The following is a 25,352-nucleotide window of genomic DNA, read 5'->3' as shown; positions in this document are numbered from 1 at the left end:
TCGCGCGAAACGCTCCGACGCGATCGCGAATCGCGAGCGCATCCTCGACGCGGCCGGCGAGGTCTTCGCCGAACTCGGCGTCGATGCGCCGATCCATCGGATCGCCGACCGCGCGGGCGTGGGCGTCGGCACCCTCTACCGGAACTTCGCCGATCGCGACGCGCTCGTGATGGGCTTGTACGAGCGGGCCGCGGACGCCCTCGATCAGGTCTGCGACACGGCCGAGGCGGCGCCCACCGGGTGGGACGCGATCGTCGCCTTCATCGACGGCGTGACCGGCGTCTACCGCGATCGGCCGTGGCTGCGCCCGATCGACCCGACCGTGCGGCGACTCCGCCCGCTCCCGCCGCGGTGGGAGGCCGACGTGCTGCACGCCATCGACCGGGCATGGGCCGAGGGGTCGCTCCGCCGTGACATCCAGGCGACCGACGCGATCTTCGTGCCGCTCATGCTGCAGGCGCTCTTCGCGCTGCCCGAGTCGGTGCGCGAGGTCGTCATCCGTCGGCAGCGGGATCTCTTCCTCGACGCGCTGCGCGCCGACGGCGTACCGCGCCGGCCGCCCGGCGGAGACATCCCCACGGTCGAGGAGGTGCGCCGGAGCCTGTCGGGCTGGCGCGACGGCGAGCCCGCCGCGGGCCGACCCCGCGGCGCTTGACCTCGCCCCACTACTCGCCCGTCGGGTGCGCCTTGGCCCGGTCGATGACCCACGCGTACGCGAACGCGCGCTCGCGCCACGACGCGTAGCGGCCCGACACGCCGCCGTGTCCGGCCGCCATCTCGATCTTGAGCAGGGCGTCGGCGCCGCACTCGCGGAGCTTCGCGACCCACTTCGCGGGCTCGACGTAGAGCACGCGCGTGTCGTTGAGCGAGGTCACGGCGAGGATCGGCGGGTACGAGCTGCCGTGGTGTCCGTCGTGCACGTTCTCGTACGGTGAGTACGACTTCATGTAGGCGTACACCTCGGGGTCGTCGAGGGGGTTGCCCCACTCGTCCCACTCGATGACGGTGAGCGGCAGGTCGGGGTCGAGGATCGACGTGAGCGCGTCGACGAACGGCACTTCGGCGAGGATGCCGCTGAAGAGCTTCGGCGCGAGATTCGCGACCGCTCCCATCAAGAGGCCGCCGGCCGATCCGCCCTGCGCGACGAGCCGGTCGGGCGCAGTGACATCCGTGTCGACCAGGTGCCTCGCGACCGCGACGAAGTCGCTGAACGTGTGCTTCTTCTCGAGCTTCTTGCCGTGCTCGTACCAGAGCCTGCCGAGCTCGCCGCCGCCGCGCACGTGCGCGACGGCGAAGACGATGCCGCGGTCGAGGAGGGAGAGGCGCGCGATCGAGAAGCCCGGGTCGATCGAGTACTCGTACGACCCGTAGCCGTAGAGCAGGGTCGGCGCGGGCGTGCCCGGCTCGACGAGGTCGGTGCGGTAGACGAGGGAGATCGGCACGAGGGCGCCGTCGGATGCCTCGGCCCAGTCCCTGCGCTGGGTGTATGCCGTCGGGTCGTAGTCGCCGAGCACGGGCTGCTGCTTGCGGACGATGCGCTCGCCCGTCTCGACGACGACGTCGATGACGGTCGACGGCGTCACGAAGCTGCCGTACCCGATGCGGAGGAGGGGTTGCTCCCACGAAGGGTTCCCCGAGAGCCCCGCGGCCGAGAGCGCCTCGTCGAAGACGAGTTCGTGCAGGGTGTCGTCGGGCGTCGCGTCGGCCGGCAGACCCTGCGGGGGCACCTTGGCGACGGCGACGCGCGGCAGCCCGTCGCGACGGTACTCGAGCGCGACGAAGTCGCGGAACGCGTCGACGCCCTCGATGCGCATCTCCTCGGAGTGGGGGAGGAGCATCCGCCGCGGCCCCTGCGGGTCTGAAGCGGCGACCGACACGAGCTCGAAGTTCACGGCGCCGTCGTTGTGGGTGATGAGCAAGCGGTCCTTGCCGCCCGCGACGACGTGCTCGACGTCGTATTCGACGCCGTCCTTGCGCGGCCACACGACCGTGAACTCGCCCATCGGGTCGTCGGCGTCGAGCAGCCACGTCTCGCTCGTGATGTTCGAGCCCGCTTCGATGACGACGTACTTGCGGCTGCGCGTGAGGCCGACGCCGAGCCAGAACCGCTCGTCGGGGTCGGTGAAGACCTGGACGTCGGCGGATGCCTCGGTGCCGACCTCGTGCCGCCAGATCGTGTCGGGGCGCCAGGCTTCGTCGACCGTCGCGTAGTAGACGTAGCGTCCGGTGGGGTCGAAGGTCGCGCCCGCGGCGGTGTCTTCGATGACGTCGTCGTAGACGCGGCCCGAGCCGTCGAGCGCGCGCAGGCGCAGTCTGTAGCGCTCGTCGCCGTCGACGTCGACGCCGTAGAGGAGCGTCGTGCCGTCGCCCGACACGTCGAAGCTGCCGAGCGAGAAGAACTCGTGGCCCTCGGCTTCGAGGTTCTCGTCGAGGAGCACCTGCTCGCCGGGAAGCGGCGAGTCGGAGACATCCGTCACCGGGGGCTCCCAGTCGTCGGGGCCCGCCGCGGGGACCCGGCAGTGGATGCCGTACTCCGACCCCTCGACCGTGCGCGAGAAGTACCACCAGTCGCCCTCGCGCGTCGGCACCGAGAGGTCGGTCTCTTTCGTGCGCGCCTTGATCTCTTCGAAGACCTGCTCGGTGAGGACCGTCAAGTGCTCGGTACGGGCCTTCGTGTAGGCGTTCTCCTCGTGCAGATGCGCGACGACCTCGGGGTCGTCCTTCTCACGCAGCCACTCGTAGTCGTCGACGAACACGTCGCCGTGGTGTTCGCGGGTGACCGGGCGCTTCTTCGTGACGGGCGGGGTGAGCATGACCCAACGCTACGCGCTCACCGGCTCAGGCGGTCGAGGGCCGTCGTCGGGGCGGCCCGCACTCAGATGATCGGTCGCGGCGGACGCGTCGAGTTGCCCGGATAGCCCCCGGCATCGAACGGATCGGTCGGGTTGCCCCCGTCGAGTTCAGCCAGGAACTGCTCGACGTCCTTGACGATCTGCGCCTCCTGCCCCTCGATCTCATCGAGCACGTAGCCGAGATCCTTGCCGCCCATCTCGACGTCCCATGCCGTGTTCTTGACGAGCTCGTACAGGAGCCAGCGCAGGTCGTTGAATGCTTCTTTCGGGCCGTACGGGCCGAGGCCGACGTTGTGGGTCCGGAAGACCGCCGACATCGAGATATCGGTCAGGGCGGCCGAAGACGACCTCAGGATCTCGGCGATGGCGGGCAGGTGGTCGCGAGAGATCATCCGGACCTGATCCGGCCGGTAGGCGATCACCGTCGCCCCCTCGTGCTTCGTCTCGACCAGCGACGGCGGGGCGGCGAAGTCGTACGATTCCCTGTCGGCGTTGACATTCGAGAAGTTCGCTTCGAGGTTCTTCCGCAGCGACTCCTCCTCGACCCTGATCGACGAACTGAGCTTCGCGAGCGACGCCTCGAACGTGCCCAGCATGGACTCGAAGTCCGTGCCGTCGATGAGGGCCTGGTCGTCGTTCTCGACCGTGGCGCTGACCACTTCGAGGCCGAGGCCGATCGCCTCCAGGACGGGGCCGGCCCCCGGGTAGAAGATCCCGAGCCCGTCGACCGCCCAGCCCGCGATGTCGAGGGCCAACGGGACGTTCGGGGAGGTTCCGGCGGCCGCGATGCCTTTCGCGGTCGTCATCGCGGTGCCGAAGATCTTGCCGACATCGTTCCGGGCCGTCGTCCAGAGACCCTGCTCGGCGCTCAGCGCGCCGCCGATGATGATCGAGAGGCCGTGGTAGCCGGATACGACGCCCCCGAGCCGGACGACGAACTTCTCGTTGAACTTCCCGACCATGTCGCCCGCCATGTGTCCGAGGTCGCGCTCGACGATCCCGATGAGACCGGGGATCCGACCGGCGCCCGTCTGCTTGCCGTCCGTGTTCGCCACGGAGCCGGAGAGATCGCGGGCGACCGTTCGGCAGGATTCGATGTGCGCGTCGAGTTCGCGTGGGTCGGGAAGGTCGAGGAAGCCTTCGAGCGCGCCGTCGATGCGCTTGCGGATCGTGTCGAACGCGTCACCCCATTGCTCGTCCTGCGCACCCCCGGTGAACCACTCCGCGATGAAGTTGTCGCTCGACCAGTCGCCGCCGCCGCTGCCGTCGGCACGGGGTCTCGTGACCTTCGTGTGGGTGCTGCTCGAGCTGATCTCGTAGTGGTCGCCGTCGATCGACCAGGCGTAGGGCTGCGTTCGCATGTACGCGTCGATCGCGGCTCGCTTGAACTCGCCGACCCGGCCGGCGACGTCCTCATAGACGACAGGAGTCGCGTCCGCCATGTCAGGCCTCCGTCTGCGAGGTCGACGAGGCCGCGCTGGACTCGTCTCGGCGATAGGCCGCTCCCGCGGCGAGCGATGCCGCGGCGCCGAGCCCCGTGACGAGGACCAGCCAGGCGAGCCGGCCCTGGCGGGCCTGTTCGCAGAGCGACTCCTCGGCGAGCTGCGTCGCCGTGATCCGAAGCAGCCAGTCGAGGTCGTCGAGGTCGGGGTCGTCGACCGCTCCAGGGCGATCGACGGAAACGCCGTCCACGGGCAGGAGGAGCGCCTCGCACGCGACCGTGCCGTCGGGGCCGCGCTCGACCTGGATGGGGAGGAAGCCGATCAGGAGTGCTGCGACGACGGTCGCGAGGGCGAGGAACCGGCTGAGCGTGCGAGCCGTCCAGTGCTTCGGAGTGTCGGGCATCCGCTCATGCTAGCCATCGCGGCGACGGCGCAGGTGGGGCCTGTGGGCAACGTGCCGGAGGGCCGCGATGAAGAGGGGATTTCGCTCCGGGCGATCACGCGAGTAAGGTAAGCCTTCGCTCACCCAATCCCTTCTCTCGAACAGCGAGTACCGTGTTCGCCACCTATCTCATCGGCCTCCGCGAGGGCCTCGAAGCCGGCCTCATCGTCGGCATTCTTGTCGCGTACCTCGGCAAGATCGGCCGCCGCGACCTCCTGGCTCGGCTCTGGATCGGCATCGGCATCGCCGTCGCCGTCTCGCTCGGCGTCGGGGCGATCCTCACGTGGGGTCCGTACGCGCTGACCTTCCAGGCGCAGGAGATCCTCGGCGGCACGCTCTCGATCGTCGCCGTCGCGATGGTCACGTGGATGATCTTCTGGATGGGTTCGCACGGCGCGACCCTCTCGAAAGAGCTGCGCAGCCAGGTGGATGCCGCGGTGGACCGCTCGTGGTTCGCGATCGTGCTGCTCGGGGCGCTCTCGGTCGGCCGCGAGGGCGTCGAGACGGCGCTCTTCGTGTGGGCGAACGTCGCCGGAGGCGACGAGCCCGTGCTCGCGACGATCGGCGCCGTGCTCGGCATCCTCACGGCGATCGCCATCTCGTACGGCATCTCGAAGGGCCTCGTGCGCTTCAACCTGTCGCTGTTCTTCACGTGGACGGGCGTGTTCCTCGTCTTCGTCGCGGCGGGCGTGCTCGCCTACGGGATCGGCGATCTGCAGGAGGCATCCGTCATTCCCGGCTGGGGTGCTCCGGCGTACAGCCTCACGAGCGTCGTGCAGCCGGGCGGCGTGCTCGACGTCGTCCTCGGCGGCATCTTCAACTTCACGCCCGAACCGACGTGGGCTCAGGTCATCGGCTGGGTGCTCTACGTCGTCATCGTCCTCTCCCTCTATCTCGGCATGCTGCAGCGTCGCAGTCGCGCCCACGCCCGAGCCGTCGCGCCCCAGGCGCCCGTCGGGCCCGCAGACCCCGCAGCATCCGTCGAATCATCCACCCAGATCAGGAGCACCCCATGACCACTCGTCGCGTCCTCGCGACCGTCGGCACCGCCGGCGTCCTCGCCCTCGCCTTGAGCGGCTGCGTCGCCAAGGCCGACGTCGCCCAGGCCGCCATCGGCGTCGACATCACCGATGACGGCTGCGCCGTCGCCGTCGCCACCGCGACCGCGGGCGCCGTCTCGTTCGCGCTCGAGAACAACGGCACCGACGTCAACGAGTTCGAGATCCTGGCCGACGACCAGCTCCGCATCGTCGGCGAGAAAGAGAATGTGACGCCCGGCCAGAAGGTCGACTTCGTCACGCACCTCGAGCCCGGCACGTACTACACGGCGTGCAAGTTCCAGCAGGTCGGCGCCCCCGTCGGCCTCGCCGAGTTCACGGTCACGGGCGAGGCATCCGCCGCGTCCGCCGACGAGCAGGAGCTCAGCGACCAGGCCGTCACCGAGTACCTCGCATACGTGCGCTCGCAGGTCTCCGAGCTGCTCCCGCAGGTCGAGGAGTTCGCGGCGGCCTACGCCTCGGGCGACGACGAGACCGCCCGCTCGCTCTTCGCGAAGACGCGCGTCTCGTACGAGCGCATCGAGCCCACCGCCGAGGCGTTCGGCGACCTCGACCCGAAGATCGACTACCGCGAGGTCGACGCCGTCGCCGAGGGCCTCGACTGGACCGGCTTCCACCGCATCGAGAAGGACCTCTGGGCGCCGCAGCCGGGCGACCTCAACTCCGACGGCCAGGACGCCCTCGCCGACTGGGCTCCCTCGACGCCCGAGCAGCGCCAGGAGTTCGCCGACGGTCTCGTCGCGGATGTCACCGAGCTCCACGACCTCGTGACCGACCCGTCGTTCACGGTCTCGCTCGCCGACATCTCGAACGGTGCGATCGGCCTCCTCGACGAGGTCGCGTCGGGCAAGATCACCGGTGAGGAAGACTGGTGGAGCGGCACCGACCTCACCGACTTCGAGGCCAACGTGCAGGGCGCCGGCGTGGCGTTCGGCGCCGTGAAGGCGCTCGCCGAGTCGAAGGGCGATGAGGGCAAGGCCCTCTCGACCGAGATCGAGAAGCAGTTCACGGCTCTCGAAGACGCGCTCGCGAAGTACGGCTCGATCGAAGACGGCTTCGTCGAGTACGGCACCCTCACCGACGCCGACAAGAAGGCGCTCTCCGACCAGGTCAACGCCCTCGCCGAGCCGCTCTCGCAGCTCACGGCGACCGTCCTCGGGGTCTGATCCCCGAGCCTCGCCCAGGTTGCGTTCCCGTTCACGCCGTACGATTCCGATGACGATGGAACAGACGGCGTGAACGGGACCATGGGAGAGCACGACACGCCCGGCGCGGCCGGGCACAGCGAGGCGGATGTCTCGCCGCAGACGAACGCACCGACGGCTGACGCCGCGCCCGCTGAGCAGACCCACGCTGAGCAGGCGCACGGCGTCAGCCGTCGCGGTCTGTTCGGCCTCCTCGGCGCGGGCGCCGCGGGGCTCGCGGTCGGCGGCGCCGGAGGCGCTGCGGCGGCGGCCGCGATCGCGGGCGGTGGTGCGAGCGGCGGCGGCTCCGAGGCATCCGTCTACGACTTCTACGGAACGCACCAGGCCGGCATCACGACGCCCGTGCAAGACCGGCTGCACTTCGCGGCGTTCGACGTGTCAGACATGCTCGACCGCGACGGCCTCAAAGGACTCCTCGCCGACTGGACGGCCGCGGCCGCACGCCTGACCCAGGGCCTCGAGGTCGAAGAGGGCGGCGCCGTCGGCGGCAGCGACTACGCCCCGCCCGTCGACACGGGCGAGGCGCTCGGCCTGCACGCGTCGGGCCTCACGATCACGTTCGGGTTCGGGCCGACGCTCTTCACGACGGCCGACGGCACCGATCGGTTCGGGCTCGCCGCCCGCCGCCCGCCGCTCCTCGAACCGCTGCCGCGCTTCCAAGGCGACGCCCTCGTGCCGCAGCTCACAGGCGGCGACCTCGCCATCCAGGCGTGCGCCGACGACCCGCAGGTCGCGGTCCACGCCATCCGCAATCTCTCGCGCATCGCCTTCGGGCGCGCGACGTTGCGTTGGTCGCAACTCGGCTTCGGCCGCACGTCGTCGACGTCGACCGCGCAGGCGACGCCCCGCAACCTCTTCGGGTTCAAGGACGGCACCGCGAACCTCAAGGTCGAGCAGCACGACCTCGTCGACGAGCAGGTGTGGGTCGGGGCATCCGACGAGCCCGCGTGGCTCGCGGGCGGTTCGTACCTCGTGACGCGGCGCATCCGCATGATCATCGAGAACTGGGACCGCGTGCAGCTCGGCGAGCAAGAGATGCTCGTCGGTCGCTCGAAAGGCTCGGGCGCGCCGCTCTCGGGCGGCGGCGAATTCACCGAGCCCGACTTCGAGGCCGAAGGCCCGACGGGCGCGCCCCTCATCGACGTCAACGCGCACGTGCGGCTCGCGCACCCCACGATGAACGGCGGCACGCGCATGCTCCGCCGCGGGTACAACTTCGTCGACGGCAATGACGAACTCGGGCGCCTCGACGCCGGCCTCTTCTTCATCGCCTACCAGCGCTCGCCGCAGCAGTTCATCGACGTGCAGCGCTCGCTCGCCTCCGACGGGCTCAACGAGTACCTGAAGCACGTCGGATCGGCGATCTTCGCCGTGCCGGGCGGCGTCAAGAAGGGCGAGTTCGTGGGGCAGGCGCTGTTCGCGTAGGTCGACGCGGGCGCTACTCGCGCGTGCGCACTTCCCACCGCTCGCCCTCGACCTGCACGAGCACGCCGCGCACGGGCTCGCCGTCGCGCTCGCCCGTGAAGGCGATCGGCGCGAGCGCGTCGTCGTAGAGCGTGAAGTCGCCCGAATAGACGGGGTGCTCGATGCCCAGCCGAGCGAGCGCGTCGGTGCGCGCGCCGCTATCCCACATGCCCGACAGCGACCATGTCATCGCGGCCAGCGCGAGCGCTCCGACGAGGAACGCCACATAGCCGCCCTCGCGCACGGGCTTCGAGCGGCGGCGGGTGCCGACGATCGAGAGCGCGACGCCCGCGAGGGCGATGAGCACGGGGAAGATCAGCGGCCACGGATTCCACGCCGCGATGACGACGGTCTCGGTCACTCCTCACCCCCGCGCTCGCCCTCGCCCGGCTCACCCTCGACGACCCGCCACCGCGAGTCGCCGAGCGGCACCAGCCGTCCGACGACCTTCGAGCCGTCGCGTTCGGCCTCGAAGTGGATGGCGCCGGGCGACCCGCCGACGATGCCCTCGCCCTCGGAGAACGTCGGGTGCTCGTACCCGAGCTCGACGAGGGCGTCGGTGCGCTGCCCCTGGTCCCACGTGCCGCTCAAGAAGCCGAGCAGGCCGAACGCGGTGAGCGCGCCGCCCACGACGAGCACGTACCCGATCTCGCGCGCACCGCGGCGCCCGCGCCCCGCGATCGCGAGCACCGCGCCGACGATCACGGCGAGGGCCGGGAAGACGAGCGGCCACGGACTCCACGGCTCGAGCACGATCTCGGGCATCAGCCGAGCCCGACCCGCTGCCAGTCGAGGTTGATCTTGTCGCCGATGTACACGGTTTCGCCGAAGTCGTGGATCTGCGGGTTCATCCGCAGCAGTTGCTGCTGCGGCAGGTCGAACCGCTGCGCGATGTCGAAGAAGCTGTCGCCGGAGACGACCGTGTAGATGCTCGGCACGCCGTTGCCGTCGACGTCGGTGGGGCCGTTGGCGCCGGGGACCGGGCCGTTGTCGTAGGCAGGGCCGGGCTCGTAGACGGGTGCCGGATCGTTCGGAACCGGCGGGGCCGGCTCGGCGGCGGGCGGCGCCGGCGGCTCGGGTGCGACGGTCGGTGTCACGGGCTGCACCGTCGTCGGCGCCGGCTTCGCCGGGACCGTCACGTAGACCGTCTCGACGGGCTTCTCCTCGCTCGGGAAACAGCCCGTCAGCAGCAGCGGCACCGCCGCGAGCGTCATGAGAAGGGCGGCCGGTGCGGGCAGGGCCGACCGGCGGGTTCGGGTCGGGGTCAACGCGCCTCCTCGTCTCCGGGGGATTCGGTCAGCCTATTGACGAGGGTCGGATGCGTCTACGTCCGCGTTGCGCGTCGCGGAGACGAGTGCCCGGATCCGGCCGAGGGCTTCGGCGAGGGCCGTGTCGGAGACGCCCGCGTAGCCGATGACGATGCCGGCCGGCGGGTCGGCGGGCGGGTCGCCGGGCGCCCGGTCTCGCACGGGCGCCGAGTAGTCGGCGAGCGGCGCGACCGCGATGCCCGCTTCGGCGAGGGCGTCGACGAGGGATGTCGCGGCCGAGGCGTCCGGCAATCGAAGGACCGCGTGCAAACCCCCGTCGAGCCCGAAGAGACCGGACCTCGTCGAGTCGGTCGAAGAGAGCCCGCCGAGCGCCTCCTCGACGAGCCGGCGCCGGTGCGCGTACTCGCGCCGCGCCGCCGCGATGTGCCGCCGCAGGGCGCCCGACGCGAGCAGTTCGGCGACGGCCTGCTGCACGGGCCCGGCGACGGGCGGGGGCGAGTCGGCGCGCACGGCCGCGACCGCGGCGCGGAGCGCCGGGCGGTACGGGAGCACGAGGTAGCCGATCCGCAGCCACGGGCTCAGCACCTTCGAGAAGCTCCCGACGAGCACCGTGCGGTCGTCCCGGTCGAGCGACGCGAGCGCGGGCAGCGGCGCTCCGGTGTGGCGGAACTCGCTGTCGTAGTCGTCCTCGAGGACGAGAAGGTCGCGCGTGCGTGCGAGCTCGAGGAGGTCGAGCCGGTGGGCGGCGGGCAGGCGTCCGCCCAGCGGGTACTGATGGCTCGGGGTCACCATGACGGCGTCGAGGCGCCGGGTGCGCGCGAGCGCCCCGAGGTCGAGCCCGTCGGGCCCGACCGGCACCGGAACGGTCGTCGCCCCGTGCCGCTCGAGCGTGCGTCGTGCGCCCGCATAGCCGGGGTTCTCGACGGCGACGCGCGGCGCGCGCCCCGCGAGTTCGGCGAGGGCGAGGGCCACGAGGGCGAGTGCCTCGGCCGTGCCCGCGGTCACCACGATGTCGTCGGCGGCGCACACGAGTCCGCGCGCCTGGCGCAGATGGTCGGCGATGCCCGCGCGGAGCGCGGCGATTCCGAAGGGCGGCGGGGAGTCGTTCGGGAGCGCGGATGCCCCCACCGCGCGCCACGCGGCCCGCCAGGCCCGCTCATCGAGGCGTGTCGTCGAGGGCTTGCCGGGCGTGAGGTCGATGCGCGGCACCTCGGTTTCAGGAGACCGGAGGCTATTCAGGACCGGATGCCCCGAATCATCCTGAGCAGACTCCGGTCTCCTGAAACGGGAGTCGGCGGCGCCGCCGGGCCGGGCGGAGAACTCGGAGGCGAGCCGCGCCTCGAGTTCGGCGACGCGCGTCGGCGCGCCCTGCCGCGCGTCGAGGTAGCCCTCGCCGACGAGCTGCTCGTAGGCGGCGACGATCGAGCTGCGCGAGACGCCGAGCTCGGTCGCGAACGCGCGCGTCGACGGCATGGGGTCGCCCGGCGCGAGGGCGCCCGAGAGGATGCCTCGGCGGATGCCCTCGACGAGCTGCGCGCCGAGCGGCCGCGCGTCGTCCCGGTCGATGGCGAGGATCGGTCCGTCCATGCCCTCCGCAACCCCCTGACTGGACTGGTCGAATGGTTCACGACTGGTCTATCAGACAGTCCAGTGCGGCGGCCAGTCTGAGAACGTGACCACGATCGACACCGCCCCCGCAGCGCCCACCGCCCCCATCGAGACCGACCGGCGCATCCGCCGCCTCTCCGAGCGGCAGACCTTCGACCGCGCCGAACTCCACCGGCTCCTCGACGAGCAGCTCGTCGGGCACCTCGCCGCGACCCACCACGGCGCGCCGATCGTCGTGCCCATGGCGTTCGCCCGCGTCGGCGACGCCGTGCTCCTCCACGGGTCGACGGGCGGAGGGTTCGCGCTCCGCGCGGCGGCCGAGCGCACGCCCGTCGCGTTCGCCGTCACCTCGCTCGACGCGATCGTCGTCGCCCGCTCCCTCTACGACCACTCGATGAACTACCGCAGCGCCATGATCTACGGCGTCCTCGAAGAGGTCGCGGACGAGGCATCCGCCCTCGACCTCCTCTCCGAGAAACTGCTTCCCGGTCGGAAGGCCGAGGTGCGCGAGAACACGCGCAAAGAGCTCGCCGCGACGCGCGTGCTGCGCCTCGCCCTCGACGACGTCGTCATGAAGATGCGCGCCGCCGGAGCGGGCGAAGCCGAGGACGACGGCGAGGACCACTCGACGTGGGCGGGCATCGTGCCGCTCGCGCAGAGCTGGGGCGACCCCGTCGCCTCAGTGCTGACCCCTGCGGGAACGCCCGTGCCCGATTCGGTGCGAGCGCTGAAGACCGCCACGGCCTACCCGCCCAGACTGTGATCGATCCCGCATGCACCGACCGTGATGCAACGACGCCAGGAAGGAGGTTCGGCCATGCTCATCCTCACCGTGCTCCTCGCCGCGCTCGCCGCAGCGTCCGTCGCAGGCACCGTCATCCAGCTTCGCCGCGACGGCTACCGCCGCGTGCCGACCCGCCTCGCGTGAGACATCCGCCACGCGCCCTCGGCCCCGCGTCCCGACTCGACATCAGGATGCCGGGGCCGTTCCATGCTCGGGCCCTGCTCACCGGAGGCCCGAGACGCCTTAGGCGCTCGCGCGCAGCTGAGGCATCCGTCGCCCGGAAATAGGGCGATCACTCGATGAGGCGAAGGGGCCTTAGAGACGATTCTGAATCTGCCGGCATCAGCCGGACGGATCCCAGGAGGAAGCAATGCAGTACGCAGCCGCGTTCGTCGCAACGCACCAGCACGACCACGACGTCCTCCGTGCCGAGCGCGAACTCGCTCTCCGACGCGACGCCGCCGAGCGGGCGGAACTCGACGACGCCGACGCTCCGGCGGCGAAGAGCGGGCGCCGTCCGTTCGGACGCTCGCACCGCCGCGCGCACGGTCTGCCGAAGCTCGCGCTCCGGTGACCGAACTCGCCGTCGGCGTTCCGACAGCTTCGCAAGGGGCGGATGTCTCGGGCCGCAGTGTCACCGGATGGTGGCAGCATGAAACCGTGACGACCTCGTCGAGCTCAGAGATGGTGGGTCGGCAGGCAGACCTCGCGTGGCTCGAGGGCTTGCTCGACCAAGCGCGCGAGGGCGCCCCGCGCACGGGGCTGCTCGGCGGCGAGGCGGGCATCGGCAAGACCCGGCTGCTCGCCGAGTTCGTCGGTCGGCTCGGGCCCGACGTGCGCGTGCTCGCGGGGCAGTCCGTCGACCTCGGCGACGTGGCCTCGCCGTATGCGCCCGTCAAGGCCGCGCTCCGCACGCTCGTCGCCGACCTCGGGGCCGAAACCGTGCTCGACGCCGTCGGCCCCGGGCGGCCCGCGCTCATCGCGCTTCTGCCCGAGCTCGCGGCATCCGACGCCGAGCGCGGCGCGAGTGCGAACGGCGGCCCCGAGGCCGCCGGCCGACTGCACGAGGCGATCGCCGTGCTCCTCGAGACCGTGTCGCGCGACCGGCCGACCGTCCTCGTCATCGAAGACCTCCACTGGATCGACGCGGCGACGCTCGCGCTGCTGCGCTTCCTCATGCGCGCGCTCACGTCGAGCCGCGTGCTCATCGTCTTGACCTACCGCTCCGAAGACGTCGGCCGGGGGCATCCCGTGCGGGGGTTCCTCTCCGAGATGGAGCGCGACCGCTGGGTCGACCGGCGCGAACTGTCGCGACTGACGCGCCCGCAGGTCAAGAAGCTCGCGAAGCTCCTGCAGGCGAACGCGGCGGGCGCCGCGGCGACCGGTGCGGCCGGCGAGTCGCCGGCCGACGCGGTCGTCGACAACGTCTTCCGGCGCAGCGAGGGCGTGCCGTTCTTCGTCGAAGAGCTCGTCGGCATCGACGAGTGCGACGACGAGTCGGCACTGCCCGACACGCTGCGCGACCTCCTGCTCGTGCGGTACGAACGGTTGAGCGACGAAGCGCAGGCCCTTCTCCGGCTCGTCTCGACGGGAGGCGTGCGGGTGTCGCACGCCCTGCTCGAGTCGGTGTTCGCGGGCTCCCCGGACGACCTCGATCGCGCCGCGCGCGAAGCCGTCGTCGGGGAGTGCTCACGGTCGACGGCGACCAGTACGCATTCCGGCACGCGCTCGTGCGCGAGGCGATCCTCGCCGACCTCCTGCCGGGCGAGCGGGCGCGCTTCCACGCCGCCTACGCCGAGGCGTACGAGCGGCGGGCGGCCGCGGGATCGCGGCGGCTCGCCGCCGAGATCTCCTTCCACTGGCTCGGCGCGAACGACGCCGTGCGGGCGTTCCCCGCGACGATCCAGGCGATGCGCGAAGCACGCGGCGCCGCGGCATACGCGACCGCGGCGCAGCTCGGCGAGCGGGCGATCGCCCTCTGGGACGTCGTGCCCGACGCCGAGGCGCTCGCCGGCGTGGACCGCATCGAGTTCATGGGTCGTACAGCCTCCTACCTCCGCAACGCGGGCGAGAGCGAGCGGGCGCTCGCCCTCATCAAGGCCGCGATCGCCGAAGCTCCCGACGGATCGGTGCACGTGCCGCGGCTCCTGCGCGACCAGGCGATCGTGCTCGGCAGCCTCGGCAAACCCGGGACGGTCGAACTCCTCCGCGACGCGCTCGCCCGCATCGCCGCGTTCGACCAGACCGTGCCCGAGGTGCGCGACCTGCACGCCGCGATCATGACCGCGCTCGCCGGCCGGCTCATGATCGCGGGCGAGATCGACGCCGCCGTCGAGATCGGCGACGAGTCGTACGACCTCGCCGTCGAGATCGGCGCGCTCCGGTCGGCGTCGGTCGCGCGCAACATCGCCTCGATCAGCCGCATCTCGCGCGGAGAGGTCGCCGAAGGCCTCGAAGGGCTCGAAGAGGCGCACGACCTCGCGGGCACCGACGGCACCGCGCTCCTGCGGTACTGGGTCAACGTGAGCGACACCCGCAGCCTCATCGGCGACCACGAGCAGGCCGTCCGGCTCGCCGAGGCCGGGCTCGAGATCGCGCGCGAACAGGGCGTCGAGCGCAGCTCGGGTGTCCTCCTCGCCGCGAACGCCGCCGAGCCGCTCATCGCGCTCGGCGAGTGGGATCGCGCCCAAGCGCTCGTCGAACGCGGGCTGAGCCTCGACCCGCCGCCGCCGTTCAAGGCCTACCTGCAGCGGGCACGGCTCGTCGCGGCGCTCTGGAGCGGCGACGTCGAGGCCGCCGTCGCCGGGCTGCGGGCCGTCTACCCGATGATGGCGAAGGTCGCCGACGTCGAAGTGCAGACGCGGTTCGGCCTCGGGCGGCTCGCCGCCGAGATCCTGCTCGAGGGCGGCGATCTCGCCGGGGCCTGGCGCGAAGCGTCGATCGCGCTCGACGGACCGGCCGCACAGCACGTCGGCTACGTCGCGCTGCACCTCTGGCCGGCTGCGCGAGTGCTCGGCGAGGCGGGTCGCGACCCGGCGCGCGCGGCAGCGGCGGGGTTGGATGTCTCGGCGCTCGCCGGGTTCGAGGGCGACGTGCTCTCGCGGCTCGACGAGATCGCAGTGTGGCCGACGCATACGCTGTGGTCGGCGTTCGTGCGGGCCGAGCTCGCGCACGGGCCGCGTGAAGCGGTCGAAGCGTGGCGGACCGCGGTCGCCGCGGCGGAAGCGTCCCAGGCGTTCGTCTACCTCGCCCCCTACGCGCGGTTCCGTCTCGCCGAGGCGCTCCTCGAGGCGGGCGACCGGCAGGCGGCGCGTATGGAGTTGCAGGCTGCCGCCGACCTCGCCGACGAGCGCGGGGTCGGACTCGTGCGGCGACACGTCGACCGGCTCGCGCAGGCCGCGGGGCTCGCGCTCGCGACGCGGGAATCGGGCGACGACGAGGCATCCGCCGAACCGTCGACGAACGACGTCGCGCCCGAGGCATCCGACCTCGACGACCTCACCGCGCGCGAACGGCAGGTGCTCGACCTCATCGCCGAAGGGCTCAGCAACAAGCAGATCGGCGAGCGGCTGTTCATCAGCGGCAAGACCGCGAGCGTGCACGTGTCGGCGATCCTGAGAAAACTCGGGGCATCTTCGCGCACCGAGGCCGCCGTGCGTGCGCGCGGGGTTACGGTGGCTGAGTGAGCATCATCGACGATATTCCCTTCACGAAGATGGACGGCAGCACGACTTCCCTCGGCGACTTCGCCGGGCAGACGGTGCTCATCGTCAACGTCGCCTCCCGTTGCGGCCTCGCGCCGCAGTACGAGAAGCTCGAGGCGCTGCAGAAGGAGTACGGCGACCGCGGCTTCACCGTCATCGGGTTCCCGTCGAACCAGTTCCTGCAGGAGCTCGGCACGAACGAGGCCGTCGCCGAATACTGCTCGACGACGTGGGGCGTGACGTTCCCCGTCGTCGACCGCGTGCTCCTCAACGGCCGCAAGGCGCACCCGCTCTACACCGAGCTCAAGAAGACGCCCGACGCCGAGGGCAAGGCCGGTCGCGTGACCTGGAACTTCGAGAAGTTCCTCGTCGCGCCCGACCGCACCGTCACGCGGTTCCGGCCGAAGACCGAGCCCGACGCGCCCGAGGTCATCGCCGCCATCGAGGCGGCGCTCGAAGACGCGGCGGCATAGAGCCGTGCCGTCGTGCGGGGCGGCGTGCGCGTGAGCGCGTTCGTCGTGCGCCCGGCGGTCGTCGCCGACGCGCCCGCGATCGCGCGCGTGCACTGGGCCTCCCACCATGAGGTCTATGTCGACACCGGCCGGGTCGCGCGCGACGCCGTCGAGGGCTGGCCGATGCGCGACCGCATCCTCATGTGGACGGCGAACGCCGCGATCTCGTCGGGCGTGTATCCGCCGCCCGAGGGGTTCAGGATGATGGGCGTGCGCGTCGCCGAGGTCGACGGCGAGATCGTCGGCTTCGCGAGCACGAGCGAGCCGCGAGCGGCGGATGTCTCAGTCTCGGATGTCTCGGCCGCCGACCCCGACCGCCCGCGACCGCTCTCGCTCGACGCGATCTACGTGCTCGAAGCGCACCACGGGTCGGGGGTCGGCCAGGCGCTCCTCGACGCGTCGATCGGCGACCGCCCGGCGTTCCTGTGGGTGCTCGACGACAACCCGCGGGCGCAGGCCTTCTACCTGCGCAATAGGTTCGCGCCCGACGGCACGGAGAAGTTCGACGAGTTCTGGAAGGTGCAAGAGGTCCGCTGGGTGCGGTGAGGCGGATGCCGCAATTCGCCGGGTAGCGTAGTCGGGACCGACCGAGGAGCCTCCGCCCGCATGAAACCCGGCCCCCGCCGCAGCATCAGCCAGACCGACATCGTCGTCGCCGCGTTCGAGATCCTCGAGCAGAAGGGCTTCGCCGCCGTGTCGGTGCGCGGCGTCGCTGCGGCGCTCGGCCTCACTCCGACGGCGATGTACACCTATTTCGCGTCGAAGGGCGCGTTGCTCGGCGCGATGGTCGAGGAGCTCATCGCGGGCGTCGGCGAGAATGAAACCGCTGATCCCGGTTACGCGGTCGATCCCCGCGCCTACCTGCTCGAGACCGCCCTCGCGCTCCGCGCGCGCCTGCGCGAGCACGCGGGTGCGATCGTGCTTGTGACGAGCGGTCCCCTCGACGGGCCGCGCGCCGTCGCCCTCCTCGAGCGGCTCGGCGCCGCCTACGTCGTGGCGGGCCTCTCGACCGACGATGCGGCGAGGGCGGCGCACGCGCTCCTCGCGCAGGTGTTCGGGCACGTCGCCGTCGAGACGGCGTGGGCCGAGGCATCCGGCGCTCACGAACCCGTGACCCTCTGGAACGACACCCCGCCGAACCCCATCACCGAGGCGGGCGTCGCGCTGGGGCTGCGCGCGGGCGACGACGGCGAGTTCGAGCGCGCCGCATCGCGCACGATCGACGGATGGCTCGCGGTCGGCGTGCGCTGACGCTCAGTGCCCTTCGCGGTAGTCGCTGAAGAGGTCGGTGGCTTCGTCCTCGAACGTGCCGTCGGGTGCCTGGCAGCCGTCGATCCACAACTCGTGATCGCCCGACGTGCGGGTCGACACCGTGACGGTCGTGGTGATTCCGCCGACGCAGCCGCCGGAGTCGGGCGTTCGGTATGCACCGAGGGAGATGTCGTGGGCGATGAGAAGGTTCTCGAAGTCGGCGGCGGGCGGCACCTGGGAGTGGACTCGGGCGCGAGGCATCCACCGATTGAATCACCGTGCGGGGGAGCGCGCAGACCGCCTGTGCAGAACCGTCACTCGCCCGGCCGGTACGGCGGCACGTAATCGCGCGCGACTTCGAAGAGGAGCCTCGCTCCCCAGCCCGTCGCGCCCTTCGACTTCCACGCGTCGTCGGCGTCCGACTGCATCGTGCCCGCGATGTCGAGGTGCGCCCACGGCGTCTCGCCGACGAACTCGGCGAGGAAGAGCGCCGCGGTCGTCGCGCCGGCGTATGGGCCGCCGAGGTTCGAGAGGTCCGCGACATCCGAGTCGAGCTGCTTGCGGTACGACCGTTCGAGCGGCAGCTCCCACACGCGCTCGTCGACCTCCGAACCCGCCGCTTCGATGAGGTCGACGAGCGCTGCGTCGTTGCCGATGACGGCCGCGAGCGCGGGCCCGAGCGCCATGAGGGCGGCGCCCGTGAGGGTCGCGATGTCGATGATCGCGTCGACGCCGGCTTCGGTCGCGAGCACGAGCGCGTCCATCATCGCGAGCCGACCCTCGGCGTCGGTGTTCTTGACCTCGACCGTCTTGCCGCCGCGCACGTGCAGCACGTCGCCGAGCTTGTACGCCGAGCCCGACGGCATGTTGTCGGTGCACATGAGCCATGCCGTGACCTCGGCCGTGCCTCCCGACGACGACAGCGCCGTGAACGTGCCGAGGATCGCCGCGGCCCCGCCCATGTCCATCTTCATGAGCAGGTGCATGGGGTCGCTCGGCTTCAGGCTGATGCCGCCCGAGTCGTACATGATGCCCTTGCCGACGAGTCCGAGATGGCCGGATGCCTCGCCGGCAGGCGTGTACTCGAGCTTGATCATGCGCGGCTCCTCGGCGCTCGCCGCGTTGACGCCGAGGAGGCCGCCGATGCCGAGGTCGATGAGCGCGGCCTTGTCGAACACTTCGACGTCGAACCCGAAGCGCTCGCCCAGCGCGACGGCGACGTCGGCGAAATCGCTCGCGGTGAGGTGCCCGGGCGGGGTGTTCGCGAGGTCGCGGGCGACCGCGGCGGCGCGCGCGGTGACGAGGCCTTCCGTGGTCCCGGCGGTCGCCTGCTCGAGGGGGCCGTCGCCGGTGAACCCCGATGCTTCTCCGAACCGCAGTTCGAGCCGGGTGAGGGCGGGCTCGCGCGGCTCGCCCTTGAGAGCGTCGTAGCGGTAGCGGCCGAGGAGTGCGCCCTCGACGAGCGCGGCAGCTGCAGCTCGCGGGCCGACGGAGCCGGCGGTCGACAGGGTGAGCGCGACCCTCGCGGCCTTCGGGACGGCGCGGACGAACGCAGCGGCGGCGCTCCGCAGCACCTTCGTGTCGATGTCGGCGGCGGCGCCCACGCCGACGGCGACGCTGAGTCCGGCCGACGCGCGCGGCAGCGCGAGGGTCGTGCCTGGCTTGGCCTCGAATCCGAGCTGCTTCAGCACGGACTCGTCGAGTCCGAGTGCTGCGGAGAGGTCGTCGTCGGCGGAGACGAGCACGCCGACGGCGTCGACCTTCGCTGCGGGCGAGGGCGTCGAGGCATCCGTCACGAAGATCGACACCGCGTCGAAGGCCGCGAGCGACGGGATCGGCGTGAACCCGTCGGGAATGAGCTTGTACGGGCTGCGGGTCATGGGCGGGCCCCTTCCGAGACATCCGATTCGTCGACGGAGTCGTCGTCTTCGATGACGTCGTCGTCGTCGGGTTCGAGCTTTTCGGGCAGGTCGCCCTTGCGGCGGCCCGGCATGCGGGTGGCGGGCACGATCGCGAGGAGCGCGACGCCTGCGAGCGCGAGGAGCGAGAGCTGGAGCGACTGCAGGCGCGCGTGCTCGTTGACCTCGATCGCGGCCTCGAGCTCGGCACCCGAGGCGCGGTCGGCGAGGGCGTCCTCGAGCTGCTCGTTGGTGAGGAAGTTCGCGTCGTCGAAGTTCACCTGCGAGATGAGGTCTTCGCTGATCTCGGGGTGCTCCTCCGCGCCCGCGAGGAGCAGCGCCGTGAGGGTGCCGACGGCGAGCGTCGTGGCGAGCGCGATGCCGACCGACGCGAACGTGTTGTGCACGAGTCCGCGCCAGGCGCCGACGTCGCCCGCGAGCTGCCGCGGCGCGGCCGACAGCAGGGTGTTGAACACGAGCGCGACGATCGAGCCCTGCGCGAGCCCCAGCAGGATGAGCCCCGCGATGATCGAGAGCTGCCCCCACTCGCCCCGCACCGTGAACGCGAGGAGCGTGAGCGCCGCCGCGACGACGATGAACCCCGCGGTCGCGAGCACGCGCGGAGTGAACCGCGTGTAGAGGAACGCGATGAACGTCGACGCGAGGAAGATCGAGAGCGTGTACGGGATGATCGCGAAGCTCGTCTCGAGGCCAGTGCGGCCCTGCACGACCTGCATGTAGAGCGGGATGAGGAAGTTCGCCGCCGACCCCACGAAGAGCATCGTGCCCATGCACAGCGTGATGGCGCGCTCGGAGCCCGTCGCGAGCACCCGCAGGTCGAAGATGCGCGGCTTGCCCTCACGCGTGCGCTTCCGCAGCCACATGAAGAAGAACTGCACGAAGAGGAGGCCCGCGAGGGCGAGGAGCGGCGCGGGCGAGATGCCGAGCACGTCGAACGGAGCGTGGGGGGTCGCGAGCCAGAAGCCCCACGTCGCGAGCCCCGAGAAGCCGAAGCTGATCAGGATGATGCCGACCGCGGCGATGAGCGCGCCGATCCAGTCGATCGAGAGGCCGGGCTGGGCGGGCACCTTCTTGAGCCGGAAGCTCAGCAGGAAGTTCAGCACGCCGAGGGCGACCATGAGCCAGAACGACCACCGCCACCCGATCGTCGTCGCGAACGTGCCCGCGATGAGGAGGGCGAGGACGCCCGCGCCTGGGATCGCGGCGGCGAGGAGGCCGATCGCCTTCGCCTGTTGGCTGCCGCGGTAGTTGACGGCGACGAACACGGTGAGCGCGGGCGCGACGAGCGAGATCACCGTGCCCGCCGCGGCCTGGGCGACGAAGAGCATGGCGGGTGTCGCCGCCGCCGCGACGGTCGCCATCGCGACGGCGTGGATCGCGACGGCGATCTGGAACACGCCGCGCGTGCCGAAGCGGGCGCCGACCTTGGCCCCGAGCAGGATGAACGCCGCCATCGCGAACGTGCCGGCCGTGATCGCGGTGCCGACCGAGGTCGCGGGCGTGTCGAGGTCGGTCGTGATGCCCGCCATCGACACCGTGAGCGCGTTGATCGAGAACGACGCCTGGATCTGGGTGAGCACGACGACGATCATCGGGAGCCACGAGGTGCGCTGCGGGACATCCGTCGATGCGGTGGCGGTGCTGCTCACGTCGACCCCCCGGTCTGCCCGGCGCGAGCGGTCGGGCACGTTCCGACAGTAGCGCCGGTGAGGATGACTCGACTAGAGAGCGGGCGGGGCGGATGGCTCGGGGCTCACCCGCGGTCGCGTGCGCCGTAGGCGCGGATCCACGCGTGCACGCCGTCGGCCATGACCTGCCGGATGCGTTCGGGGGTGCGGCCCGTAGGGGAGCCGTTGAAGGCGAGGAGGGTCGTGAGCGCGTTGAAGTGGTCGGCGGCGAGGCGCGGGTCGTCGGCGTCGACGAGGCCGATCGCGGCGAAGTGGGCGAAGCGCTCGGCGAGGGCCTCTTCGGGTGCGGTCGCGAGCGGGTGCTCGTCGAGGTCGGGCAGCCAGGCGGTGTTCTCGGTCACGAGTCGCACGGTCGCCGCGTAGTCGGTCGTGGCGATCATGGTCGTGCCGACGTCGTCGGCGAAGGCGACGAGGGCGCGCTCGAGGCTCGGCACGTCGGGCAGGTCGGCGTCGTCGGAGAGGTGGGTGTCGAGCGCGCGGTCGAGGGCGGCGACGAGGGTTGCGCCGGCGTCTTCGATGACGCCGAGGAGCAGCCCGCGCTTGTCGCCGTAGTAGTCGTACACGGTGCGCTTGGAGACGCCCGCCTCGGCGGCGATCGCATCCATGCTCGTGCGTTCGACGCCGTCGCGGACGAAGAGCGCGCGGGCCGCGGCGAGGATCGCGGCGCGCTTCTGCGCGTTGCCGTCGCGCACGGGCTTCGCCTGTTGCGTCTGGTCTGCGACGGTCACGGATGCCTCTCCTGCGTGTTCTCCGAAAGTCTACACCGCTCGGTGTACTCAACTACACTGCACGGTGTAGTGTGGCTCGCATGAACACGATCAGCCCCGCGACATCCGCGGATCTCGGACCGGTGTCGGCGCGCCGGCTGAACCTCATCAGCGCCGTCCTCGTGCTCGGGGCGATCACCTCACTCCTCGACACGACCATCGTCAACATCGCCCTCGACCACCTCCACACGACGTTCGGCACGACCGTCGCACAGACCCAGTGGGTGTCGACCGCCTACCTCCTCGCCTACGTCGCCGTCATCCCCGTGAGCGGCTGGGCGGCCGAGCGGATCGGCGCCCGTCGGGTCTGGATCGCGGCGATCAGCGCGTTCCTCGTCGGGTCGCTCCTGTGCGGGTTCGCGGGCACGCTGCCGCTGCTCGTCGCGTTCCGCGTGCTGCAGGGCCTCGGGGCGGGCATGATCCTGCCCGTCACGATCACGATCCTGACCCGCGCCGCAGGCCGCGAGCGGATCGGGCAGGCGATGATCGCGATCGCCCTGCCGGGCCAGCTCGCGCCCATCCTCGGCCCCGTCATCGGCGGCGCGATCATCGAGTCGCTCGACTGGCACTGGCTGTTCTTCGTCAACGTGCCGATCTGCATCGCCGCGCTCGCGTTCGCGCCCAGGGTGCTGCCGCGCGACGCGGGCCAGCGTGGACGCACGTTCGATCTCGTCGGCTTCCTGCTGCTCACGCCCGGCGTCGCCGCGGTCGCCTACGGCATCAGCCAGGCGGGCGGCCCCGACGCGTTCGGCGCCCCCGAGTCATGGGTGCCGCTCGCCGCCGGCGCGGCCCTCCTCGTCGGCTTCATCGCCCACGCCCTCACCGTGAAGCGCGTCGCACCGCTCGTCGACGTGCGCGTCTTCGCCCGCCGCAGCTTCGGCCTCTCGAGCGTCATCACGTTCGTCGGCGGATTCTCGGTGTACGCGATCATGTTCCTGCTGCCGCTCTTCTACCAGCAGATCCGCGGCGAATCGGTCGCTGCGACGGGCCTCCTGCTCATCCCGCAGGGGCTCGGCACGATCCTGTTCCTCGTGCTCTCGCGCAGGTTCCTCGCGAACATCGACGGCCGGTTCGTCGTCGCGGGCGGCGTCGTGCTCACGATGCTCGGCATCGTGCCGTTCGCCCTCGCGGGCACGAGCGGGGGAGAGGTGCTGCTCCTCGCCGCGCAGTTCGTCCTCGGCATCGGACTCGGCGCCGTGAGCCTGCCCGTCATGACCCTCGCGTTCGCAAGCCTCAGCCCCGACGAGACCCCGCGCGGCTCCGCCGCGTTCAGCGTCGTGCAGCGCGTCGGCGCGCCGTTCGGCGTCGCGGTCATCGCGGTCGTCCTGCAGTCGAGAATGGCGGATGCCGCGACCCCCGCCGCGGCCCTGGCCGCCTTCGGCGGCACCTTCTGGTGGGTGCTCGCATTCGCGGCGGTGCCGCTCGTGCTCGCGTGGTTCATCCCGAAGAAGCCCGTGGCCGAGGCCGCACCTGCGGACCCCGCTCGGGTCTGACCGCCCCGACGCGCGTGAGGACGCCAACCCGGGGAATCGGCACACCCGTATCCCCGGTTGGCGCCCTCACTGCGCGACCCTCACCACCGCTGGCGAACGACCTCGGCGAAGCCGAGAAGGGCGTCGATCGGGATCGTCGCGCCCGAGACATCCTGAACCTCGCCGCGATACGTGCCGAAGCACTGATGCGTCTCCGACGAGACGATGCCGAGCGCGGTCTTCGCGACGCGGTCGTGGAAGGGCGTGAAGACGAGGTCGACGCCGGTGCCCGTGATCGTCCACGGGGCGAGGTGGTCGGCCGGGTCGAAGCGCCAGTCGAGTTCGTCCCCGAGCTTCGTGAGCCGGCCGTCGACCGAGATCGCGTTCTCGGTCGAGCCCGTGCCCGCCGTCCAGAGGCCACCGAGCTGCAATCCGAGTCGCACGCCGTGCTCGACGCCCGACGCGGCGCCCCAGTGCCAGCGCATCGAGTACGGCCAGCGCCCGCGGCCGTGGTCGAGCACCGCCCAGCTCTCGCCCGCGGGCACGTCGAACGCCTGGTCGTCGACGACGATCGTGCCGTGGGCGGGGCGTGCGACGTCCTTGACGGTGTACTGGAACCGGCGGGCGCTCCACGGCACGACGACGCCGAGCGCCTCGTGGCCGTCGGGCCGCTCGGCGACGACGTCGACGCGCACGCGGTCGGTGTGCGCCGTGATGCGGGTGCCGCCTTCGATCTCTTCGACGGATGCCTCGATGCCCGGCACGCTCGCACTCGCACGCCCGTCGCCGAGCGACCCGGGCAGCACGACCCCGCGCGTGAGCGGCGTGATCGTCGACCGGTCGATCGCCTCGCCCGTCGCGCGCACGTACACCCACACTTGCGTCATCGTCGCGTAGTCGAGCGCCGCGATCGTGACCGCGGCGATGACGTCGGGCGTCGTGAACGCCCAGTACTCCCATCGCTTGTTGCGGAATCGGGCACGCGTGCCTCGGCCGCCGATGCCCGACGTGTCGTGGAGCGGATGTCTCGACCACCCCACTGCGGCGGGGTTCAGCAGCCCGTCTGGGCCGGTGAGCGAGACGCGCTCGGTGAGCTCGCGCTCGCGGCTATGGGCTGATTCGGGCTGGGCGGTGGCCACGCTGCCTCCAGGGTTCGGGTGACGCCACCGTACCCGACAGGCCCGAACCCAGGAATAAGAACGATCGTTCTGTGTTGCATCAGCCATGAGCACTGTGATCGAGACGGACGGCGCCCGCCGCTCCGAGCCGCGCGAGCGGCTGCTGCAGACGGCGGCCGACCTCTTCTACCGCGAGGGCATCCACGGCGTCGGCGTCGACCGCGTGCTCTCCGAGGCGAACGTCACGCGCGCCACGATGTACCGGCACTTCGCGGGCAAAGAGGCACTCGTCGCCGCTTACCTCGGCCTCGAAGACGCGGGCATCCGTCAGGCGTTCGCCGCGGCCCACGAGCAACTCGACGGCGACCCGCGGGCGCTCCTCGCGGCGATCATCGAGGGCATCGCCGACGACGCCGAGCGCCGTCACACGCGCGGCTGCCCGTTCATCAACGCTGCCGCCGAGTACGCCGATCCCGATAGCGACGTGCGACGGATCGTCGCCGCGCACCGTGCCTGGTTCCGCAGCGAGCTCGAGCGCGACCTCGCAGCGGCCCACGTCGCAGACCCCGCCGCCGCAGCAGCGGCCCTTGTGCTGCTGCGCGATGCGATGTTCGTCGGCAATGCGCTCGACGGGGCATCCGTTCGCGAGGGCTTCACGCGCGAGGCGCGCCGGGTCGCCGGGCTCGACTGACCGGGAGGCGCGGCTTTCGAAGACGCGCGCGCTCAGAGACATCCGGATGCCCCGAACCCGCCTCGAACGCGACGGAGCGCCGACCCCGAAGGGCCGGCGCTCCGCCG

The 25,352-nt window shown here is 71.4% G+C and carries 24 protein-coding genes and 2 pseudogenes; 14 read left to right on the top strand and 12 right to left on the bottom strand.

Features of this window, described 5'->3' with window-relative positions; genetic code table 11:
- Window positions 1-22 precede the first annotated feature (22 nt).
- Together ET445_RS18560 and ET445_RS03345 are read left to right on the top strand one after the other, a co-directional pair.
- A pseudogene (locus tag ET445_RS18560) lies at window positions 23-109 on the top strand (hypothetical protein); the annotation flags it as partial.
- A 9-nt stretch (window positions 110-118) separates the two neighbouring features.
- Window positions 119-655: a TetR/AcrR family transcriptional regulator gene (locus ET445_RS03345; RefSeq protein WP_279433489.1), complete on the top strand. Its 537-nt coding sequence runs from the start codon at window positions 119-121 to the stop codon at window positions 653-655.
- Between the two features lie 10 nt (window positions 656-665).
- Here the strand turns inward: ET445_RS03345 and ET445_RS03340 are convergent, their stop codons facing one another.
- The 3 genes from ET445_RS03340 to ET445_RS03330 all read right to left on the bottom strand — a co-directional run bounded on the left by ET445_RS03340 (window position 666) and on the right by ET445_RS03330 (window position 4,697).
- Window positions 666-2,813: a S9 family peptidase gene (locus ET445_RS03340; RefSeq protein WP_129188822.1), complete on the bottom strand. Its 2,148-nt coding sequence runs from the start codon at window positions 2,811-2,813 to the stop codon at window positions 666-668.
- Window positions 2,814-2,875: 62 nt separating this feature from the next.
- Complete coding sequence (locus ET445_RS03335; RefSeq protein ID WP_129188820.1) at window positions 2,876-4,294, bottom strand: hypothetical protein; 1,419 nt, start codon at window positions 4,292-4,294, stop codon at window positions 2,876-2,878.
- Window position 4,295: 1 nt separating this feature from the next.
- A complete protein-coding gene (locus tag ET445_RS03330; protein WP_129188818.1) occupies window positions 4,296-4,697 on the bottom strand; it encodes a hypothetical protein in 402 nt (133 codons plus the stop codon).
- A gap of 152 nt (window positions 4,698-4,849) precedes the next feature.
- On the opposite strand from ET445_RS03330, the gene efeU reads away from it, so the two are divergent.
- From efeU to efeB, 3 genes are all read left to right on the top strand, one after another.
- Window positions 4,850-5,752, top strand: coding sequence for an iron uptake transporter permease EfeU (gene efeU, locus ET445_RS03325; RefSeq protein WP_129188816.1), 903 nt, complete (start codon window positions 4,850-4,852; stop codon window positions 5,750-5,752).
- Entirely contained in the window at window positions 5,749-6,960 is a 1,212-nt protein-coding gene (gene efeO / locus ET445_RS03320) for an iron uptake system protein EfeO (protein WP_129188814.1), read from the top strand. The genes efeU and efeO overlap by 4 nt, the downstream gene beginning before the upstream one ends.
- Before the next feature lie 81 nt (window positions 6,961-7,041).
- Entirely contained in the window at window positions 7,042-8,424 is a 1,383-nt protein-coding gene (gene efeB / locus ET445_RS03315; protein ID WP_129188812.1) for an iron uptake transporter deferrochelatase/peroxidase subunit, read from the top strand.
- Window positions 8,425-8,437: 13 nt separating this feature from the next.
- Here efeB and ET445_RS03310 read toward each other — a convergent pair whose 3' ends face one another.
- Genes ET445_RS03310 through pdxR form a run of 4 tightly spaced genes read right to left on the bottom strand, consistent with a single transcriptional unit; the run spans window position 8,438 to window position 11,318 of the window.
- Window positions 8,438-8,824 (bottom strand): hypothetical protein, encoded by a 387-nt coding sequence (locus tag ET445_RS03310; RefSeq protein ID WP_129188810.1) that lies wholly within the window; start codon window positions 8,822-8,824, stop codon window positions 8,438-8,440.
- Window positions 8,821-9,228 carry a hypothetical protein gene (locus ET445_RS03305; protein WP_129188808.1) on the bottom strand — a complete coding sequence of 136 codons (408 nt, stop codon included), beginning with the start codon at window positions 9,226-9,228 and terminating at the stop codon, window positions 8,821-8,823. The genes ET445_RS03310 and ET445_RS03305 overlap by 4 nt, the downstream gene beginning before the upstream one ends.
- Complete coding sequence (locus tag ET445_RS03300) at window positions 9,228-9,731, bottom strand: LysM peptidoglycan-binding domain-containing protein (protein WP_129188806.1); 504 nt, start codon at window positions 9,729-9,731, stop codon at window positions 9,228-9,230. Before ET445_RS03300 ends, ET445_RS03305 begins: the two co-directional genes overlap by 1 nt.
- 33 nt (window positions 9,732-9,764) lie before the next feature.
- Window positions 9,765-11,318 (bottom strand): MocR-like pyridoxine biosynthesis transcription factor PdxR, encoded by a 1,554-nt coding sequence (gene pdxR / locus ET445_RS03295; RefSeq protein ID WP_129188804.1) that lies wholly within the window; start codon window positions 11,316-11,318, stop codon window positions 9,765-9,767.
- 85 nt (window positions 11,319-11,403) lie between these two features.
- Here pdxR and ET445_RS03290 point away from each other — a divergent pair, with 85 nt between their 5' ends.
- The 7 genes and pseudogenes from ET445_RS03290 to ET445_RS03260 all read left to right on the top strand — a co-directional run bounded on the left by ET445_RS03290 (window position 11,404) and on the right by ET445_RS03260 (window position 17,590).
- A complete protein-coding gene (locus ET445_RS03290; protein WP_208008516.1) occupies window positions 11,404-12,102 on the top strand; it encodes a pyridoxamine 5'-phosphate oxidase family protein in 699 nt (232 codons plus the stop codon).
- 391 nt (window positions 12,103-12,493) lie between these two features.
- On the top strand, window positions 12,494-12,697 hold the full coding sequence (locus ET445_RS03285) for a hypothetical protein (RefSeq protein WP_129188802.1): 204 nt from the start codon (window positions 12,494-12,496) through the stop codon (window positions 12,695-12,697).
- A gap of 110 nt (window positions 12,698-12,807) precedes the next feature.
- Window positions 12,808-13,275 (top strand): annotated as a pseudogene (locus tag ET445_RS18555) (ATP-binding protein); the annotation flags it as partial.
- 533 nt (window positions 13,276-13,808) lie between these two features.
- Window positions 13,809-15,809 carry a helix-turn-helix transcriptional regulator gene (locus tag ET445_RS18240; RefSeq protein ID WP_279433488.1) on the top strand — a complete coding sequence of 667 codons (2,001 nt, stop codon included), beginning with the start codon at window positions 13,809-13,811 and terminating at the stop codon, window positions 15,807-15,809.
- Between the two features lie 29 nt (window positions 15,810-15,838).
- Window positions 15,839-16,300 carry a glutathione peroxidase gene (locus ET445_RS03270; protein ID WP_129192383.1) on the top strand — a complete coding sequence of 154 codons (462 nt, stop codon included), beginning with the start codon at window positions 15,839-15,841 and terminating at the stop codon, window positions 16,298-16,300.
- A gap of 30 nt (window positions 16,301-16,330) precedes the next feature.
- Window positions 16,331-16,885, top strand: coding sequence for a GNAT family N-acetyltransferase (locus tag ET445_RS03265; protein ID WP_129188796.1), 555 nt, complete (start codon window positions 16,331-16,333; stop codon window positions 16,883-16,885).
- Between the two features lie 60 nt (window positions 16,886-16,945).
- The gene (locus ET445_RS03260; RefSeq protein WP_129188793.1) at window positions 16,946-17,590 is read left to right on the top strand and encodes a TetR/AcrR family transcriptional regulator; all 645 of its coding nucleotides are present in this window, start codon (window positions 16,946-16,948) and stop codon (window positions 17,588-17,590) included.
- A gap of 3 nt (window positions 17,591-17,593) precedes the next feature.
- On the opposite strand, the gene ET445_RS03255 is transcribed toward ET445_RS03260, so the two are convergent.
- The 4 genes from ET445_RS03255 to ET445_RS03240 all read right to left on the bottom strand — a co-directional run bounded on the left by ET445_RS03255 (window position 17,594) and on the right by ET445_RS03240 (window position 21,925).
- Entirely contained in the window at window positions 17,594-17,851 is a 258-nt protein-coding gene (locus tag ET445_RS03255) for a hypothetical protein (protein ID WP_129188791.1), read from the bottom strand.
- Between the two features lie 53 nt (window positions 17,852-17,904).
- On the bottom strand, window positions 17,905-19,470 hold the full coding sequence (locus ET445_RS03250) for a leucyl aminopeptidase (RefSeq protein ID WP_129188789.1): 1,566 nt from the start codon (window positions 19,468-19,470) through the stop codon (window positions 17,905-17,907).
- Window positions 19,467-21,158, bottom strand: a complete 1,692-nt coding sequence (locus tag ET445_RS03245; RefSeq protein WP_208008514.1) for an MFS transporter — start codon at window positions 21,156-21,158, stop codon at window positions 19,467-19,469. The genes ET445_RS03250 and ET445_RS03245 overlap by 4 nt, the downstream gene beginning before the upstream one ends.
- Window positions 21,159-21,262: 104 nt before the next feature.
- Window positions 21,263-21,925, bottom strand: a complete 663-nt coding sequence (locus tag ET445_RS03240) for a TetR/AcrR family transcriptional regulator (RefSeq protein WP_129188787.1) — start codon at window positions 21,923-21,925, stop codon at window positions 21,263-21,265.
- A gap of 80 nt (window positions 21,926-22,005) precedes the next feature.
- On the opposite strand from ET445_RS03240, the gene ET445_RS03235 reads away from it, so the two are divergent.
- On the top strand, window positions 22,006-23,457 hold the full coding sequence (locus ET445_RS03235) for an MDR family MFS transporter (protein WP_165314280.1): 1,452 nt from the start codon (window positions 22,006-22,008) through the stop codon (window positions 23,455-23,457).
- 80 nt (window positions 23,458-23,537) lie between these two features.
- On the opposite strand, the gene ET445_RS03230 is transcribed toward ET445_RS03235, so the two are convergent.
- Entirely contained in the window at window positions 23,538-24,575 is a 1,038-nt protein-coding gene (locus ET445_RS03230) for a DUF2804 domain-containing protein (protein ID WP_243695307.1), read from the bottom strand.
- A gap of 85 nt (window positions 24,576-24,660) precedes the next feature.
- Here ET445_RS03230 and ET445_RS03225 point away from each other — a divergent pair, with 85 nt between their 5' ends.
- On the top strand, window positions 24,661-25,245 hold the full coding sequence (locus tag ET445_RS03225) for a TetR/AcrR family transcriptional regulator (RefSeq protein WP_129188781.1): 585 nt from the start codon (window positions 24,661-24,663) through the stop codon (window positions 25,243-25,245).
- Window positions 25,246-25,352 lie beyond the last annotated feature (107 nt).

Source organism: Agromyces protaetiae (assembly GCF_004135405.1).
Taxonomy (GTDB): Bacteria; Actinomycetota; Actinomycetes; order Actinomycetales; family Microbacteriaceae; genus Agromyces; species Agromyces protaetiae.
This window is presented reverse-complemented; position numbering and strand designations above follow the sequence as displayed.

Coding starts and splice junctions, on each gene's coding strand:
- ET445_RS03340 (WP_129188822.1), bottom strand. CDS start 2,813: ATGCTCACCCCGCCCGTCACGAAGAAGCGCCCGGTCACCCGCGAACAC.
- ET445_RS03335 (WP_129188820.1), bottom strand. CDS start 4,294: ATGGCGGACGCGACTCCTGTCGTCTATGAGGACGTCGCCGGCCGGGTC.
- ET445_RS03330 (WP_129188818.1), bottom strand. CDS start 4,697: ATGCCCGACACTCCGAAGCACTGGACGGCTCGCACGCTCAGCCGGTTC.
- efeO (WP_129188814.1), top strand. CDS start 5,749: ATGACCACTCGTCGCGTCCTCGCGACCGTCGGCACCGCCGGCGTCCTC.
- efeB (WP_129188812.1), top strand. CDS start 7,042: ATGGGAGAGCACGACACGCCCGGCGCGGCCGGGCACAGCGAGGCGGAT.
- ET445_RS03305 (WP_129188808.1), bottom strand. CDS start 9,228: ATGCCCGAGATCGTGCTCGAGCCGTGGAGTCCGTGGCCGCTCGTCTTC.
- pdxR (WP_129188804.1), bottom strand. CDS start 11,318: ATGGACGGACCGATCCTCGCCATCGACCGGGACGACGCGCGGCCGCTC.
- ET445_RS03285 (WP_129188802.1), top strand. CDS start 12,494: ATGCAGTACGCAGCCGCGTTCGTCGCAACGCACCAGCACGACCACGAC.
- ET445_RS03270 (WP_129192383.1), top strand. CDS start 15,839: ATGGACGGCAGCACGACTTCCCTCGGCGACTTCGCCGGGCAGACGGTG.
- ET445_RS03260 (WP_129188793.1), top strand. CDS start 16,946: ATGAAACCCGGCCCCCGCCGCAGCATCAGCCAGACCGACATCGTCGTC.
- ET445_RS03255 (WP_129188791.1), bottom strand. CDS start 17,851: ATGCCTCGCGCCCGAGTCCACTCCCAGGTGCCGCCCGCCGCCGACTTC.
- ET445_RS03250 (WP_129188789.1), bottom strand. CDS start 19,470: ATGACCCGCAGCCCGTACAAGCTCATTCCCGACGGGTTCACGCCGATC.
- ET445_RS03235 (WP_165314280.1), top strand. CDS start 22,006: ATGAACACGATCAGCCCCGCGACATCCGCGGATCTCGGACCGGTGTCG.
- ET445_RS03225 (WP_129188781.1), top strand. CDS start 24,661: ATGAGCACTGTGATCGAGACGGACGGCGCCCGCCGCTCCGAGCCGCGC.